The sequence below is a fragment of the Micromonospora zingiberis genome, from assembly GCF_004331455.1.
Lineage (GTDB): Bacteria > Actinomycetota > Actinomycetes > Mycobacteriales > Micromonosporaceae > Micromonospora > Micromonospora zingiberis.
Map to the genome: position 1 here is coordinate 1 of NZ_SJJR01000043.1, position 16,845 is coordinate 16,845.

At 67.2% G+C, this 16,845-nt stretch carries 7 protein-coding genes and 3 pseudogenes; 6 read left to right on the forward strand and 4 right to left on the reverse strand.

The features are described from left to right. A partial coding sequence (locus tag E0H26_RS28985) for an RNA methyltransferase (RefSeq protein WP_165522020.1) occupies positions 1-215 on the forward strand: 215 nt, incomplete at its 5' end. Between the two features lie 64 nt (positions 216-279). On the opposite strand, the pseudogene E0H26_RS30690 reads toward E0H26_RS28985, so the two are convergent. Continuing rightward, positions 280-393: pseudogene (locus tag E0H26_RS30690) on the reverse strand (winged helix-turn-helix domain-containing protein); the annotation flags it as partial. 161 nt (positions 394-554) lie between these two features. Further along, positions 555-1,217 carry a hypothetical protein gene (locus E0H26_RS28995; protein ID WP_131309678.1) on the reverse strand — a complete coding sequence of 221 codons (663 nt, stop codon included), beginning with the start codon at positions 1,215-1,217 and terminating at the stop codon, positions 555-557. A 119-nt stretch (positions 1,218-1,336) separates the two neighbouring features. Here E0H26_RS28995 and E0H26_RS29000 point away from each other — a divergent pair, with 119 nt between their 5' ends. The 3 genes and pseudogenes from E0H26_RS29000 to E0H26_RS29010 all read left to right on the forward strand — a co-directional run bounded on the left by E0H26_RS29000 (position 1,337) and on the right by E0H26_RS29010 (position 3,576). Further along, positions 1,337-1,783 (forward strand): Hsp20/alpha crystallin family protein, encoded by a 447-nt coding sequence (locus E0H26_RS29000; RefSeq protein ID WP_131309680.1) that lies wholly within the window; start codon positions 1,337-1,339, stop codon positions 1,781-1,783. Between the two features lie 81 nt (positions 1,784-1,864). Next, a pseudogene (locus E0H26_RS30520) lies at positions 1,865-2,237 on the forward strand (Tn3 family transposase); the annotation flags it as partial. A 997-nt stretch (positions 2,238-3,234) separates the two neighbouring features. After that, entirely contained in the window at positions 3,235-3,576 is a 342-nt protein-coding gene (locus E0H26_RS29010; protein WP_131309682.1) for a hypothetical protein, read from the forward strand. 135 nt (positions 3,577-3,711) lie between these two features. On the opposite strand, the gene E0H26_RS30385 is transcribed toward E0H26_RS29010, so the two are convergent. Beyond that, entirely contained in the window at positions 3,712-11,808 is an 8,097-nt protein-coding gene (locus E0H26_RS30385; RefSeq protein WP_131309684.1) for a LamG-like jellyroll fold domain-containing protein, read from the reverse strand. Between the two features lie 433 nt (positions 11,809-12,241). Next, positions 12,242-13,132, reverse strand: a pseudogene (locus tag E0H26_RS29020) (IS5 family transposase). A gap of 414 nt (positions 13,133-13,546) precedes the next feature. Here E0H26_RS29020 and recD2 point away from each other — a divergent pair. Both recD2 and E0H26_RS29030 read left to right on the forward strand, forming a co-directional pair. After that, positions 13,547-15,748 (forward strand): SF1B family DNA helicase RecD2, encoded by a 2,202-nt coding sequence (gene recD2 / locus E0H26_RS29025; RefSeq protein WP_131309686.1) that lies wholly within the window; start codon positions 13,547-13,549, stop codon positions 15,746-15,748. An 850-nt stretch (positions 15,749-16,598) separates the two neighbouring features. After that, positions 16,599-16,845, forward strand: a 247-nt coding sequence (locus tag E0H26_RS29030) for a hypothetical protein (protein ID WP_131309688.1), incomplete at its 3' end; no start/stop codon positions are given.

Consider the following 16,845-nt stretch of genomic DNA (forward strand, 5'->3'; position numbering starts at 1 on the left):
GCAACCTGGACGCCGCCGAGTACGACTTCACACAACCCACCCTGGCGTTGATCGGCAACGAGACCACCGGCCTCAGCTCCGGCTGGCGCGAGGCATGCGACCAACTCGTCCGGATCCCCATGTTCGGATCCGCCAGCTCCCTGAACGCGGCGACCGCCGCGACTGTCGTACTGTACGAAGCGGCACGCCAGCGGTCCGCCTCGGCCCGGCGGTAGCGCACTGATCGCAGACGGCCGCCCGGCGGCGATCCTGATCTCGCAGAGAGCCGCGTTCGACGAGCCGGTGCGCGGGAACCTGCACCGACCGGCCGACGCGATGCAGCAGATACGACGTCCCGCGCACGGTGTAGCGGGTGCGGAACATCCTGGCGATCAGATCCGATACCCGGGCCAAGGTTCAACGCTGATCCTCGCCGAAGCCATGCGCCGCTGGCCCCTCGTCCAGGGTGTCGGCCAGTCGCCGCAGCCGCGCCTCGTCAAGGCGACACCGACTGCCACTGGGGACGCTCACGTAATTGGTCTGGGGTCGACTCACGTTATTGGTCCGGCCTTGGCTTATGTGGTGTCCCCTCTGCGGCGTGGGTGTTGACGGCGGATCTGGTTGGTGCGGTCGGTGATGGTGTCGATCTGTGCTGCCAGATCGGGGTGGTCGGGGAGGTGTTGGTGGGTCGCGGCGAGGAGATCGGGTAGGGCGGTCGCGTCCGGGTCGCCGAGGGCTTGGTGTAGTTGGGCGAGGTCGGCGGTGGCGGCGTCGCCGAGGTCGGTCAGGGCGGTGATCTGGCCGGCGAGCCGGCGTAGGTCGGCGGTGTTGTCGTTGGCCCATTGGGCGACGGCGCGGTTGCCGGCACGGCGGTCGCGTTCGGCTTGGACGCGGTCGTCGCGGGTGGCGCCCGGCTGGTCGGTGGGGGCGGCCGCGCTGCGTAGGTAGCGGCGTTCGGCGGCTTGGCGGCTGGCCACTCCCAGGGCGGGCGCGAGGGCCTGCCAGGAGATTCCGGCGGCGCGGGCGGCGGCGATCAGGACTGGTTCGAGGCCGGCCAGTTCGGCCTGGGCCCAGCGCAGCAGTACTAGGGCGTGGAGCAGGTCAGCGCCGCTGACCGCCGGGCTGCCGGCGGTGGGGCGCGCCACCGCGCGCGCGGTGGCGACGAGTACGGCCGTGACGTCGGTCAGATCGCGTTCGGCGGGCGGTGGCGCCGCAGCGGTGGCAGGTGTGTCGGGCATGGCCCTCTCTTTCCGTGTCATCGTTTGGATGACGAGCTTCTTGTCATCGGAGCGATGACATGCTAGAAAGACGGTATCGCGCATTGACTGCCAAGTCGAGACCGCAGGAGGTGGGAACCATGTTGATGCGCAGCGAACCCTTCACCGAGGTCAACCGGCTCGCCCAGCAACTGTTCGGCGTACCGCTGACCGGGACCTGGTCGAGGCCGACGGCAATGCCCGCCGACGCGTACCGCAACGGCGACGAGTTCGTGATCGCATTCGACCTGCCCGGGGTGGACGCCGACGCGATCGACATCGACGTGGAACGCAACGTGCTGACCGTACGCGCCGAACGCCGCCCCATCGACCTGGGCGAGCAGGCCACTGTGCAGCTCAGTGAACGCCCGCTCGGGGTGTTCTCCCGACAGCTGTTCCTCGGCGATGCGCTGGACACCGACCACATCGACGCCGCGTATGACAACGGTGTGCTGGTCGTGCGGATCCCGATCGCGGAGAAGGCCAAGCCGCGCAAGATCAGCGTGGCCGGGCGGGAACGCACCGGGCAGAAGGTGATCACGGGCTGACCTGGCGGTTCGCCAGGACAGCTCCCTCCCAGTAAAAGCCTGGTAAATAAGGGTTTCAGTTGTTTTGGTGGCGGGCGAGGCGGCGGGTTGCCTCGCCCGCCGGTCGCGTCGGCGCTGATAGAGGTCGACGCGCGCACCGGGTTCACCGACCACCGCGTGCACGCTGGCGGGAAGGTGAACCGGCCGGCCGAGCTGAAACGCAACCTGCTGTATGTGATCAGCGCCGAGACGACCAACATCGGCCTGTCCGCGATCGCCGAGTCCTGCGGCATCCCGTACGACGTTCTTGCTTGGACCGCAGAGTGGTACTTCCGACTGGAGACCTTGGAAGCGACCAACGCCGCGGTGGTGAACCTCCAACCACCCGCTGCCGCTGACCCGTGCGTTCGGCTCCGGGGCGCTGTCGTCATCGGACGGGCAGCGGTTTCCGGTCAAGGGCAAGTCGATCACGGCGCTGCTCGTTGCCTCGGTCGACCACAAGAGCCTGCCCGACCCCGTCGCCTCGCTCACCAGCGGGAAATTGAAGTTCGCCCTCGCCGAACTCGCCGCCCTGTCACCCAACTCGGATTCGAGCACCTACGCCGACCCGCATACGAATTAGAGGCCGTTGACCAGGGTTTTCACCCCGGTTGACGGCCTCTTTTCGTGCTGTCGGGACGGCCGGATTCGAACCGACGACCCCTTGTTACCGATCGCGATGATCCAGGGCTTGTCATTGCTTGTCGAAAACTGTCACTGAGCTGCGCAAACGCGGCCACACACTAGTCATCGATTGTTGCTGATTGACAGCCTTGGGCCGGGGTTTTCGGGGGGTAAACGGGGGGCGCCGAAGCGATTCGGCCCGACCATCACGACCGGGCATGGGGGTTCGTGTCGGTGGCCCGATGTCGACCAGAAACCATGATCACCGTCAATGGCGAACTGGAGCTGATGCCCAGATAACGACGGCCAACCCGTCGTCGGAAATCGGGTCGAGCGCCAGGACCGCACACAGCCAACCCCACCTGGACGGAATGGGCTCCGGACTGACCGGAGCCCATTCGATCACCCGGTAACCGGTGCCAGCAAGGTGTCGAAGCCGGTTGCCGTCACGGGCAGTACCGGGATGAGAGATGATGCCATCTGCAGGTGAGGTCCTCGGGATCGTGAAGCGTAGACAACTCCATGATCATCGGTGCGGTCTCACCCGCCTCCTTCGCCTCCACAGAGGCCACTCACTCCGCGAACGTACTGCTCAGAGCCCCGCAAGCCGACTACGCAATGGCCCTGGGTCTCACGGTTGGTCAACCAGTCCGTTCGTGGAATCTGCGCTATCGAGGTCATCAGCAGCGTAATGTAGGTGCTATAAGCAGCGAGACCTGGGTTTTCCGGCGGCGAGCACAAGAGCGGCGACCAGGGAGTTGGCGGTCATGACCCATACCCACGCCCCTTAATAGGATACAATGCAGATCATGGGAGTTAATGTTGAATTGCGCCATCAAGGCGCGAAGCCGCGCAAAGGACGCACTCCAACAACTACAGTTGAGATGGTCGTTGACGCCGACGACATATTCTCCGGCCTCCTGAACAAATGCTACCAGTCGGGCCGGACGCCGACGCTTGACAAGATTGACCCCTACGCCAACACCATCATCCGCGGCTCGGATGTCAACGCATTCATTCAGGAACTTCCGATACTTGAGAAGTACGCCCGCACCGCCCCCGAGAAGCGTCAGATCGCCCGCATTGAGACAATGTCAAGGAAGTGCCTAGCAAAAATAGAGGACCATCACCTGCACTTTGTGGGAGACTGATCGAGGCGACAAGCGGGAGGGGTCTCGTCTACGGATATCTGTAGACGAGACCCCTTCCGCACGTAGCGCTCCTATTGCCGCGCCCAAGTCGAGTCCGAGAACAACGACAAGCTACTTCAATAGCTCGCCGCTGCGCTAGTAAGGGAATGCGGTGACAACTTTTCCGCTTCTCAGTACAACGCGAACCCTAGTGGCTGGGCGCCCCTTGGTGTCGCGCCCGACTCGGCGACCGAAGTCGCGCTCGTGAATCCTGCCTGAGCGCCCCTCCGTGTTCGGCCTGCTCTTTCCTCTCTGGACGGTCTCCCTAATCAAGCGCTTAACTTCTTTTACATTCCTGCTCCTGAAGCGCCCTTTGCCTGCGACACGAGTAGCGGATCCGTGTCCACCAAGCACGTGAGCAAGGTTGTAGTTTTTTATTTTGCAGGAGCTGCTCTTGTTGTGAACAAGTATCTCATTATCGCCCCCACCTACTAAAAAGGTGTGGACGTTTCCGACGTTGAGGTTGTAGACGGTCTGGGAGTCAACCCAGCCTCGGTCGATTACCGCTCGGACGGCAACTTGTTCACCGCTGGCACGGACGACTGAATCCCCAGATTCGATGTCGACCGCATCAACCCACCCTTTACCCTCCACCCAGATAGGGTGTTCGGCAGTCGCAGTCAGAGCACCTTTTTCGGCATTTAGAAAAATTTCGACAAGATGGCGCGCACCCTGGCCTACGAATACATCAATAACGGGCTGGAGAGTTAGTTCCCGTGTTCCACTGTCAACAGCGGCAACCCAGTCACCTGCTTGAACCGCGCTAATCGGCAGGTATACGCCATTCGCCATCAGTACGGGGGTGTCTGCAGAGAAAGAGTTGCACCGATTGCGGTGCCGGCCTTGGTAGGCGCGCTTAGCATTACTGACTTTTTTGGCTTTGTATGCAGCACGAGCAGTGTTGGCGGCGAGTCGGGCGCCTCGGACTGCTGCGCCGGCACCTACGGTGGCTGCTGCTGCGGTGGCCACCGCGAATGCGGCTTCCTTCCAGTTGCCGGTGGCTGCGTAGGAGACTGCTGAAACGACTCCGGCGACGGTGCCGATTGGGCCAGGGATCATGGCGGCGTATGAGGCGACCTTGGCGACCTTCGACAGGCCCTTCTTGACGCTGCCCCAGCCCCACTTGCCGTCGAGGTCGATGCAGTTGACCGGGTCACCGGCGCAGTAGTCGTACGCCGTGGCGTTGCCGCCGTCGACCGGGTCGACCTGGAGGAACCGCCCGAGCGTGGGTGAGTAGAGACGGACGCCCATCAGTATGACGTCGCCGATCGCCTCGCCGGAGCGCTGCTTGCCGCCCAGCCAGCCGTACCGCTGGTCGGCCTGCCCGGGCATCGGTACGCCGAACTCGTCGTAGTCGAACAACTCCGGCTCGGTCAACGCCGTATCGACAGTTGCGGCCACGTCGCCGTGCAGGTTGGTCAGTTGCAGCACCACGTCGCCGGTCGCCGAGGTGGTGGCAACCAGGTCGCTGTCCGGGCCGGACACGTTACGGGTGACGTTGCCCAGCGTGGTGTCCTCGACGATCCACCGAGGCTCGTCGGAGTCGTCGCCATAGTGGTTGAGCTTCGACGAGGCGTTGACCCAGTTCCCGTCGACCAACGTCTCGGTGGTGAAGGCCCGGAACCGGTGCGCCGGGTCCAGCGTCCACGTCTGCCGCGCGTCCTCCAACTGCTGGCGTTGCACGAGGTCGTTGGCGAAGTAGCTGTTGACCAGGCCACCCGGCAGGTTCGTCGTGCGGCCGAACGCGTCGTAGACGTACCCGTCGTCGGTCAGCCGATCCGCGGTGTCGTACGTGTGGCTGCGGGTCGTGGTCGCCGTCGACTCGTCACACTCACCATCGGCTCCGGGGGCGAAACCGGCACTGCCGGTGCGGTTCGTCCGGTCGTCGTAGGAGTACGTCCTGGTGAAGCAGCCCTCGGTGATCGCGCTGTCGTGCTGCGCCCGGAGCAGCCGGCCGAGCCGGTCGTAGCGGTAGGTCTTGCTGCCGCCGGTGTAGGTGTGTTCCACCCACTGGCTGGCGGTGTTGGTGGCCACCGACTCGGAGAAGATCACCTCGTCGTCGGAGTCGCGGGTGTAGGTCCGCTCCACCGGTTGCAGGTTGGCGTCCAGCCGGTCGGTGCGGGTCAGCCCACCGGGGTACTTCAGCTCGGTGAGCTGCCCGTCCGGGGAGTATTTCGCCGAGAACGTGCCGGCGACGCTGTCGGTGACGCTCGTCAGCAGGCCGCGAGGTTCGGCCACCCGGTCGTAGGCGAAGGTGGCGTGGCCGGTCGGGTCGGAGACCTTCACCGACTTGCCGAACCGGTCGAATTCGTTGACCGTCGTCCCGCCGTCGGCGTCGGTGTACGACGCCAGCCGGCCCAGCAGGTCGTACTCACGACTGATGGACGCGCCACCCATCGAGGTCACGGTGACGTCACCCGAGGTCGGGCTGTACGTGGTCGTCACCGCCGAGATCGGTGCGCCCTCGTCGGAGGTGATCGCCGTGCTGGTCACCCGCGTAGCCGGGTCGTACGTCGTGGTGGTGGTGCGGGTCTTACCGGCCGCCGTTTCGGTCACCACCGCCTCGTCGCCGTAGCGGGTGTACGAGACGACGCGCCGTACCGGAAGGTTGGTGGTCATCCGGGCCGGGTCGTGCCCGGTCACCGCACCGACCGCCCGGGTCACACACGGTTCTCCAGCCCACTCCGGCTTGTTGCCGCATCCGCTGTCCTGGGCGTTCGCCCCGGCCGTGTAGTAGATGGTCTCGTGGGCCATCGCGTCGGACCCGGTCGAGCCGATCCCCCAGGACTTGAGCACCTGGCCGCGAGCGTTGAACACCGCGTACGCGGTCATGTTCCGGCCGCCGGGCACGGCGTCGGCGATCACCTTGGTCGGCGTTTTCAACGTCCAGCCGGAGACGCCACCGTGCTCGGGGTCGTAGCCGTTCTTGCTGACCCGCACGTCGGCGTCCGGGTAGCCCACGATCTGGGCGCTCTCCCGCTCGGTGGTCAGCATATGGTAGGTGGCGCCGTCCGGTTTGCCCTCGTCGTAGGTGTTGACGGCGCGGGCCCGGCCGATGACCGTGGCGCCGGCGGGGATGGCCTCCAGTGGTCCGATGCCGTCGGGGTCGTCGAGCGGGTTTTCCAGGACCAGGGTCGAGGTCGGTCCGACGGTTTCGAGTAGGTCGATGCCGTCGGTGCTGTAGGTGCTGACCGTGGACAGGGCCAGCGCCCGGCTGGCGGTGTCGGAGCCGGCCAGGCCGAGTTCGGCGAGGGAGGTGTCGGCGTTGGGCAGGACGCCGAGGGCGAGGGCCCGGTCGGTGGCCTCCAGGGTGCGGATGACGTTGCCGAACCGGTCGTACTCCTGGGTGTCGATGTGGCCGCCTGGGGTGGCGGTGTTGACTTCCTTTCCGCCGGCGGAGAGGTAGTGGACAGTGGCGTGTTTGTAGCCGTTGGTGCCCGGTGCCGCCGGGGTGGCGCTGTTGCGGCCGGGGTGGTCCTCCGGGCCGAACACGGCTGTGGCGTCGGTGGGTAGGTCGACCTGTCCCCAGGCGGAGATGGCGGTGTGGTTCAGGTTGTACGGACCGCCGCCGAGTTGGGTCAGCGGGACGTTGTAGACGATGTTGGTGGCGATTTCACCGTCGGTGACGGTCTTGGAGCCCTGTTGCAGAGCGGCGCGACGGACCCGGAGCAGTCGGCCGGCGTTCTCGTCGCCGGCCAGGTCGGCGACCTGGTCGTCGTTCAGCGCCTTGCCGTAGACGCGGACGTCGTCGATTTCGCCGTCCCAGACGTTGGCTGCGGCACCGGCCCACTTGGCGCGGCCGATCACGTATCCGCCGGTGGCGTTCCAGCCGCCGACCGCGGCGGTGGTGCTCTGGAGTACGCCGTCGACGTAGAGCTTCATCCGGCCGCTGGCGGTGTCGTAGACGCCGGTGAGGTGGGTCCACCTGCCGGCCACCGCTGCGGTGTTGGAGGTGGCCCGGATCGGGGTGGCGGCGTCGCTGTCGGCGCTGACCCGGGAGAAGGCCCACCGGTCGTCGGCGGCGACGTAGTTGAGGAAGAAGCCGCTGGTGCGGGAGCCGTCCTTGGACACCGCGGTCCGGTTAACCGTCTTGGTCTTCAGGCGCACCCAGGCCGAGACGGTGTAGGAGGAGGTGTTGGACAGCGCCGAACCGGCGACGCTGATCTGCTGGCCGGAGCCGCCGGTGAAAACCGCAGCCCGGTCGGCGGGGTTGTCGGGGTCGTTGCCCTGACCCCAGGTCACACCGCTGGCCATGGTGCCGGTGCGGCCGCTGCCGGAGGAGTCTGCGACGGCGGTGCCGGAGCCGGCGTCGAGATCCCAGCGCAGCGCCGCCGAGTCGACGTCGGGATTGCCGTGGTCGAAGTGCCACGGCAACTCACCGGCCGGAGTGACCTTGGCAACCCGACCATCGGCGTACTCGTAGCTGGTCTTGAGCGCTGGGCTGACCCGCGGGTCCCAGACCTCGCGGAGCTGGCCGAGGTTGTCGTACGCGTAACGGGCAATCTGGGTGGCGGTCATCGCGGACGTGTCAGGGTCCCAGGCCCAGAGTTTCACCCCGGAGACCCGGTCGGTGTAGTCGCCGAAGACGCTCTGGCTCAGCCCTGAGGTGGTGGCGGTGGCGTACTCGTATTCGAGGACCTCGCAGCCACGTGCCGGGGTGGCGGTGGTGCAGTTGTAGGTGTCGTCGACGCCCGGCTCGACCGGGTTGATCACCTTCTTGAGCAGCAGCCGATCACCAGTGGTGTCGTAGGTGTAGCGGGTGGTGCTGTGTGATTCCGCCGTCCACGACGAGGCGGCCGCCCACGTCCCGCCCTGCTGGGTGAACTCGGTGATCGTCCCGTCCAGTTCCGACAGCCGGTAGGCGGTGCTGCCCACCCGGCTCAGCACCAGTCCCTCCGCGCCCGGTTCCGGGGTGAAGGTCGTCCCGTCGGTGTTCTTGGCGAAGGTGATCCAGCCGCCGCCGATGGTGTTGACGATCGCCAGGGACGGCTCGGGCAGGGTGAGGGTGGTGTAGTCGACATCCGCCGCACCGCCGGTCGCGCCACCGGACCAGGCCGGCCCGAAGGGGGCGACGATCTCGGTCATCGACAGGTTGTCCCAGTAGACCCGGCGGCCGGAACCGCCCTGGGCGCCGTTGTAGAGGCGGAAGAATGCTTCGGTGGCGCCGGCGGGGACGGTCATGTCCACCGACAGTTCCTGCCACCCCTCGGTGTAGGCGGCCATCGGCGAGACGACCTCGGTGTATGCGCCGCCCACCCGGTACAGGCCGACGATCCGCAGCCCACGGTGGGTGTTCTCCGGAACGAGGCCGGTCGCGGCGGGCACGAAGATCCAACCCGTCATCCGGTAGGTCTTGCCGGCGGTCATACCCAGCCGCATCGCCCCACCGTCACCACCGACCGCCACGTAGGTGTCGTTGCTGGTCGTGGTGACCGGTGTGATCTCCAGCGAGTCGGCCGGGGTGGTCTCGCCTTGGCCGCGGACGGTGGAGCGGGCTGCCGAGGACGTGCCTGGCACGGTGAAGCCGGTCAGGTTGGTGGAGATCTGTTGCTGGTTCGGCGTCAACCGCTGCCCCATCGGCAGGTAGCCGTCACTACGGTTGCGCGACGACGACGTCCTGGCAACCGAAAGGCCCAGCTCGTCGGCGTCGGCGGAAGACAGCTCATAGTCGCCGGTCAGCAGGTTGACCGAACCGGGACCGATGTCGTCACCGGCGGCACCGGCCCCGCTGGAATCGACGCTCACCTGCACCCATGGAATGGTGTACGCCGGAGTGCTGCCACTGGTCGTGTAGAGGCGCGCCCGCACCTCCACGATGCCACCGGTGAGGCCGAGGGTGTCGGTGGCGTTCCAGATCGCGTAGCCGCCGAGCGACGATAGCGTGACCGGGCTGGCGGCGGTCGCGAAGATTGGCGCGCCGGTGGCCGAGGTGAGGTTCGCCGACGGGATGGGCAGCACTGCGCCGCCTGGGCCGCGGCGGTATTCGAAGTAGGCGCGGGTGTAGCCGGCGACCGGTGTGGTGATCTCCAGCTTCGTGCGCTTGACGATGGTGGCGCCGGGCAGCGGCTGCGCCAGCGCCGCGTTACCGGCGGAGAAGACGTACAGGTTCGGGTCGGACAGGTTGCCCGCCGAGTCCTTCGCCTGCACCGTCAACGTCCGTTGGCCGTCGCGCGGGCGCAGCGTCACCGACTTTGCGGCGGTTGCGGCCACCGTCGTCGCGCTCGCCTCGTAGTCGAGCTTGTAGACGAACGCGGCCAGGTCGGTGGTGCCGGCCGCCGGAGTGAAGGTGAACGTGTCCGGCGCCTCCGCGCCGCCGTGCGGCTGCCCGTCGTTGAGGTAGATCGTCGCCGACACGAACGGCACCCCGGGCTTGGTGGTGTCCACGGTCAACGTGGTCCAGCCCGTCCATGCACCGTAAAAGTGCGGATCCTTGCCGCGCACCCGCCACTCGTATGCGGTGCCGTTGGCCAGGTTGACCGGCACCTGCCAGGAAGCGGTCGACCCGTTGGTCCAGGCCGGGCTACCCGAACGCAGGCCCGACGTGGAAACCACGGCCAGGGTGCTCTTGTTACGCACCTCGAACTCGGCCTGCAACGTCTGCCCCGCGTTGGCGTCGGCCAGCTTCGCCGACAACGTCGGCCGCAACGACGCCGTCCGCGCCCCCACGCCGCAGGCGGTGTAGCAGGGCGCGACGGCCAGCGCGGACGGCGCGGACGGCGCGCTGTTGTAGGTGATCGTCACCAGCGGCGGTCGGCCGCCCTCGGCCGAGTCGAACCTCTTCCACCCGGCGGTGCTCGACTCGGAGGTGGCCCGCAGCATCACGCTGGCGCTGGACAGGTTGTTGTCGGCGCTGTGCTGCAACGCACCGCCGACCTCGATGTAGACGTACCCGTCGTTGCACGACGAGTTGTAGCCCTTGGTCTCGGTCGACGTGCCGACCTTCGCCCGCGCGGTGGGCTGGTTGGTCCAGCGCACGGAGGTGTCGACGTGGTCGGTGCGCCAGGCTTCCCAGGAGGCGGCGGTGCAGGACCAGGAGTGGTAGTTCCACAGCCGCAGCTTCGCAGTGATGATCTTGCTGCCGGCGAATCCGGTCGTGTTGAACCGCAGGTACGACCGGGCGTAGAAGGTGCCACCGTCGTTGGAGTAACCCAGCTTCAGATCGGCGGCACCCGACTGGTCGCTGGAGTAGCTGTTCTGCACGAACGCGTCGAACGACGGCGACAACGACGTCGGCGGGTCGATCGTCACCGGGAAGGTGAGATCCTCGCGGGCAAGGAACTTCGCGTCGGGCGTCAGTTCCAGATCGGTACGGCCCGCGCCGGACGGCGTCGCGCGCAGCGCGACCGGGGCGGTGTTGAGGTGCTCGGCGGACTGCGGGCCCACCTTCGCGTCCCACATCAGCGGCTTCTGCGCCCGCCCGACCTGCTTCCCGCGGGAGTTCTTCAGCACCAGCCCGCCCATGCCATCAGCGGCGGCGGTCAGCTTGCCGGTACGCATCGACAAGGCCAGCTTGCGTACCTGCGCCAGGCCAGCCCGGTCCTTCACCACGAAGTGCTGCTCGAAGCCGGTCGCGTGGGCGTGGAACACCAGATCCACCCCGGGACGCACCTCCGGGTACGTGATGGTCCGGCCGTCGAGGACCGGCTCGGGCAGCGAACCCGCCCAAGCCAGCGACGTCCGCTCCGCACCGGTGCCCAGCGACACCACCTCGTGCTCACCCGACCCCGAGGACGCACCGGCGAAACTCAGGTCGCGGGCGTGCGCCTTCGGCACCACCGTGCCGTCGGCCCGACGTTCCAACGTCAGGTCCACCGGCACCCACGTGCTGTCGCCCTGACGGACCCGCACCGGCGCGAGCGCCTGCTCCTGGGTGAGAGTGCCGTCCGGGTTGGCGAAGACCTGGACGGTCTCCGACCGCCGGTTCGCCACCTCGACCCGCTCGCCACACAACCGCGCGGCCACCGCCGCCGACACCTCGTCCGGACGATCCTCCGGACACGCCTGCTTCTCGGCCGGATTCGGCGCGGCGGCCGGCCTTGGCGCGGCCACCGCCCGATCAGGCCGGACCGGAACGTCCGACATGGTCACGACCATCAGCACCGCCAGCGCCACCGCGACCCGTCTCGCCCAGCGGACGAATCCGTTGCCCGCCAAGGCGACGAACACGCCGCCACGCACCCACTGCTCTGGCACAGCCAGCCTCCCCGTAAAACCGGACACAGCGAAAGTCAGCGCAGCCTAGGGAGATCGACTAATCGAGATCAATGCATTGACGGATGATCTCGCGGGCGTTAGAACCCGTGCCCAAATGCCCCTCACGGTGATCACAACCGACCCACGATACAAATCGGACGAAGCGATTACGCCACGACCATGATCACCAGTAGTGACGGGAAAACGACCAGCTTCGCCATCGACCGTCCCGTTCGACTCACAACCGACCGGGCAGTTCACGGCGCGCATTGACACAGTCACCCTCGACGCGCCGAGCGGCACCCCCCGCCAGGTCCACTACCCTACGTGACGTGTCGTAACTCGCTGCTACATATGTGGGGCGCGACAAGCAAGAGCCGGATGCATGAGAATGATCACCCAGCAGCTCAGTGCGTGTTTGAGAGGGACTTGATCAGGTCCAGATGAAGGTGCGCTTTGCCTGCCGTCGGGCTGGCCGGCCGCGGGTGATGCGGCGGGTCATGCCGGCGATGGCGGCCCACCTGACGATGCCTTCGGAGATTTCAGGGTGGCGTTCGTAGTCGCGGGCCAGCCGGCGGCAGGCGGTGAGCCATGCCAGGGTCCGCTCCACGACCCACCTGCGCGGATGCACGGCGAAGCCCCGCTGGTCTGCGGGCTTCCGCACGATCTCCAGCGTGATCCTCAAGGTGTCACGGGTCCGGTCGACGAGACGACCCGCGAAGCCCTGGTCGGCGAAGACGTGCCGGATCGGGGTGGCCAGATAAGCGGCGAGCAGGGCGGTCTTCGCACCGTCGCGGTCCTGCCACGACGCGGCCATCACCGCCACGGTGACCAACAGCCCGGCGGTATCGGTGATGATGAACCGTTTCCTGCCGTTGACCTTCTTACCCGCGTCGTAGCCACGCGTCTGCTGCCCGACGGTGTCGGCGCCCTTCACCGACTGCGAGTCGATGATCCCCGCCGACGGCTCCGGATTCCGCCCGTCCTGCACCCGCGCCCTGACCCTCAGCGTGGCCAGCAGGTTCTCGGTCACACCAGCGTCTTCCCAGCGCACGAAGTACCAGTACACCGTCTGCCACGGCGGCAGATCCGCCGGCAGGTACCGCCACGGACACCCCGAGCGCACCACGTACAAGATCGCGTTGACGATCTCCCGACGAGGATGCTTCTACCGCCGCCCGTCCGTGCTGGGCTCCGGCAACAAACCTTCGATCAACGCCCACTGGGCATCGGTCAGGTCCGACGGGTAACCACGACGAGGCGACGACACCCGCACACCCTGCCCGCCCCGGCGGCCACCGTCACGCCGCCACACCGTCCACATTCGAGCTTCTCAAACACGCACTCAGTGACCGACGCGGCAAAGCCGGGTGCCAAGCTGCGCCGGGGTCGGGGCCTGCCATGACAGCATCCGACGTGAGGACCCCGGGCTCGCGCGAGGCATGGCGTCACGACGTAACTCTTTGCCTTGCCCGTCCTTAGCCCCATGGCCTCTCGGGCAATCCGAGCGAGGCCAGCCCGTATCAACAATTGACGGCTGGGGCGAACGGCGGGTCTGGTCAAGGCGGTGGTGGCCCTGCCGCTCGGCGACGATGACAGGGTCGCGCCGCCGTGCGCCATCCCTCGCCCATGGGCCGCAGGACGGGGCCTCAGGCTCGGGTCGTGAGGCCAGTCCCTGGCCGATGGCGTGCGGCCGGGTAGATAGCGCTGCCGTGTGTGCGGAGGGCAGGATGGGCGGGTGTCTGCCCCCACTCGCCCGTTGGCCGTGTTGGACGCGGTGTTGGAGCGGTTGACCTACGTCAACGAGGAGACCGGTTACACGGTCGCGCGGGTGGCCACCGACCGCAGCTCCGACCTGCTGACCGTGGTGGGGGCGCTGCTGGGCGCGCAGCCCGGTGAGAGTTTGCGGCTGTCCGGGCGGTGGTCGTCGCATCCGCAGTACGGACGGCAGTTTGAGGTCGACTCCTACACCACCGTGTTGCCGGCCACGATTCAGGGCATTCAGCGCTACCTCGGCTCCGGTCTGGTGAAGGGCATCGGGCCGGTGTTCGCCGAGCGGATCGTCGCCCAATTCGGCCTGGACACCCTGCGGGTCATCGAGGAGGAATCTGCCCGGCTGGTGGAGGTTCCCGGCCTGGGGCCGAAACGGACGGCGAAGATCACCGCGGCGTGGGAGGAGCAGAAGGCCATCAAGGAAGTGATGGTCTTCCTCCAAGGAGTCGGGGTGTCCACCTCTCTGGCCGTGCGGATCTTCAAGAAGTACGCCGACGCGTCGATCTCGGTGGTCCGCAACGAGCCCTACCGGCTGGCGGCCGACGTGTGGGGCATCGGTTTCAAGACCGCCGACACCATCGCCCAGGCCGTCGGTATCCCCCACGACAGCCCGCAGCGGGTCAAGGCTGGGCTGCAGTACACCCTGTCGGAGGCCACCGACAACGGCCACTGCTACCTGCCCGCGCCGCAGCTCGTCGCCGACGCCACCAAAATCCTCAACGTGCCCGGGGACCTGGTCACCGCGTGTCTCGACGAACTGGTCGGCGAGGAGGGGGTCGTCCGCGAGAATCTGCCCGGCGCGGACGGTGTGCCGGTGTCGGCGGTGTATCTGGTGCCGTTTCACCGCGCCGAGCAGTCCCTGGCCTCATCGCTGCTGCGGCTGCTGCACGACCGCGCCGACCGGCTGCCGCACTTCACCGCCGTCGACTGGGACAAGGCGCTGGCGTGGTTGAAGGCCCGCACCGGCGCCGACCTGGCCCCCGAGCAGGAACACGCTGTCCGTCTCGCCCTCACCTCCAAGGTCGCCGTCCTGACCGGCGGCCCCGGCTGCGGCAAGAGCTTCACCGTCCGTTCCATTGTCGAGCTCGCTGCCGCGAAGAAAGCCAAGGTCACCCTGGTCGCCCCGACCGGCCGCGCCGCGAAGCGACTGTCGGAGCTGACCGGGCACCCGGCTGCCACCGTGCACCGGCTGCTGCAGCTACGCCCCGGCGGCGACCCCTCCTACGACCGGGACAACCCCCTGGATGTCGACCTGCTCGTCGTCGACGAGGCCTCCATGCTCGACCTGATCCTCGCCAACAAGCTCATCAAAGCCGTGCCGCCCGGCGCGCACCTACTCCTGGTCGGCGACGTCGACCAGCTCCCCTCCGTCGGTGCCGGTGAGGTCCTCCGTGACCTCCTCACCGCCCCCACGATCCCGCGCGTGCGGCTGACGCAGATCTTCCGTCAAGCCGCCCAGTCCGGCGTCGTCACCAACGCCCACCGCATCAACGCCGGCCGTCCACCCCTCCTCCAAGGGCTGCCCGACTTCTTCCTATTCGCCAGCGACGACACCGACGCCACCGCCGCGCTCACCGTCGACGTCGCCTGCACCCGCATCCCCGCCAAATTCCGCCTCGACCCCCGCCGCGACGTGCAGGTCCTCACCCCCATGCACCGCGGCCCCGCCGGCGCCGCCGCCCTCAACACGCTGCTGCAACAACGCCTCACCCCCGCCCGCGACGGGCAACCCGAACGGCGCACCGGCGGGCGTGTGTTCCGCGTCGGCGACAAGGTCACCCAGATCCGCAACAACTACGACAAGGGCCAAGCCGGCGTCTTCAACGGCACCCTCGGCATCGTCACCGCCCTGTCCACCGAAGAGCAGACACTGACCGTCCGCACCGACGAGGACGAGAACATCGACTACGACTTCGACGAGCTCGACGAACTCGCCCACGCCTACGCCATGACCATCCACCGCTCCCAAGGCTCCGAATACCCCGCCGTCGTCATCCCCCTGACCACCAGCGCATGGATGATGCTGCAACGCAACCTGCTCTACACCGCCGTCACCCGCGCCAAAAAGCTCGTCGTCCTCGTCGGCTCCCGCCGCGCCCTCGCCGCCGCCGTCCGCACCGTCGGCGCCGGACGCCGACACACCGCCCTCAACCACCGCCTCAACTGACCACCGATAACGCGGACAGCCAACGCCCCGCAACGCCGTCAGCATTGACCCGAACCCTCGTCAGAGCTACAGGCGCGGCCGGGATAGGGATCTGGTCGATGGTCAGAGTCCCTCGACTCGATCATGCATATGGAGTCGAACTCCAGCCCGACGTCGACCAGAAATCCATGGTCGCCATCATTGGCGAACTGCAACTGGCGCCCACGAAGCGGCACCAACCCCCTGCCCGAGTCGTTGGGTTCGGTTCGTGTACCAGGATCGACACGAACCGATACACAACACAGGCTGCGCCTCGTCGGCGCCATCCCAATCGGCTGATAGCCAACCTACCTGGACTGGATAGGCCCCGGGCCGGCAACCAGGGCCCATCCGGTGCCGAGAACTCCCTCACAGCCACGCCTATTCGGGCGGGCAAGTAGCCGATGTGATCAAGGGCGGGTTTCTCAATCGTCCGGGAACCCGTCCTTGACCCGCTGCTTCGCGATGGAGCCGAGGGGACTTGAACCCCTCACACCCACGGCCTCCGTAGATCCACATCGATCGGACAGATCCGCGCTCTACGCTGCGGCGGACTGGTCGTCGCCTCTCGACGTTTGCACGCGCCGTCGTCCTCAGTTGTGCCGAATCTGTACCCGATGATCTTGGACTCGCCATAGCTCGGCGTTTACTGCGCGCGGGTGCTGCACCTCGGACACGGTACGGGTAAGCACCAGTACCATCCCAGTGTGGGGCTGGCCCCGAGGGAAGCTCTCGCAGTCAGGAGGCGGGTTTGTCCAGCGTGTCTGATGATGCCTCCGAGGCCGATGCCGGCTCATCTCACAAGCCCAGCCGGCGCCTCGCCGACGCCTTCATGTCTCAGGCCAAATGGTTCCTGCCCGGCCTCGACGCCGCAGTCAAGAGCGCCCCGTTGAGCTCCCCGGCCTTCAACGCCATCGCCGCGTCCCAGGCCAAATGGTTCCTGCCCGGCCTCGACGCCGCAGTCAAGAGCGCCCCGCTGAGCTCCCCGGCCTTCAACGCCATCGCCGCGTCCCAGGCCAAATGGTTCCTGCCCGGCCTCGACGCCGCAGTCAAGAGCGCCCCGCTGAGCTCCCCGGCCT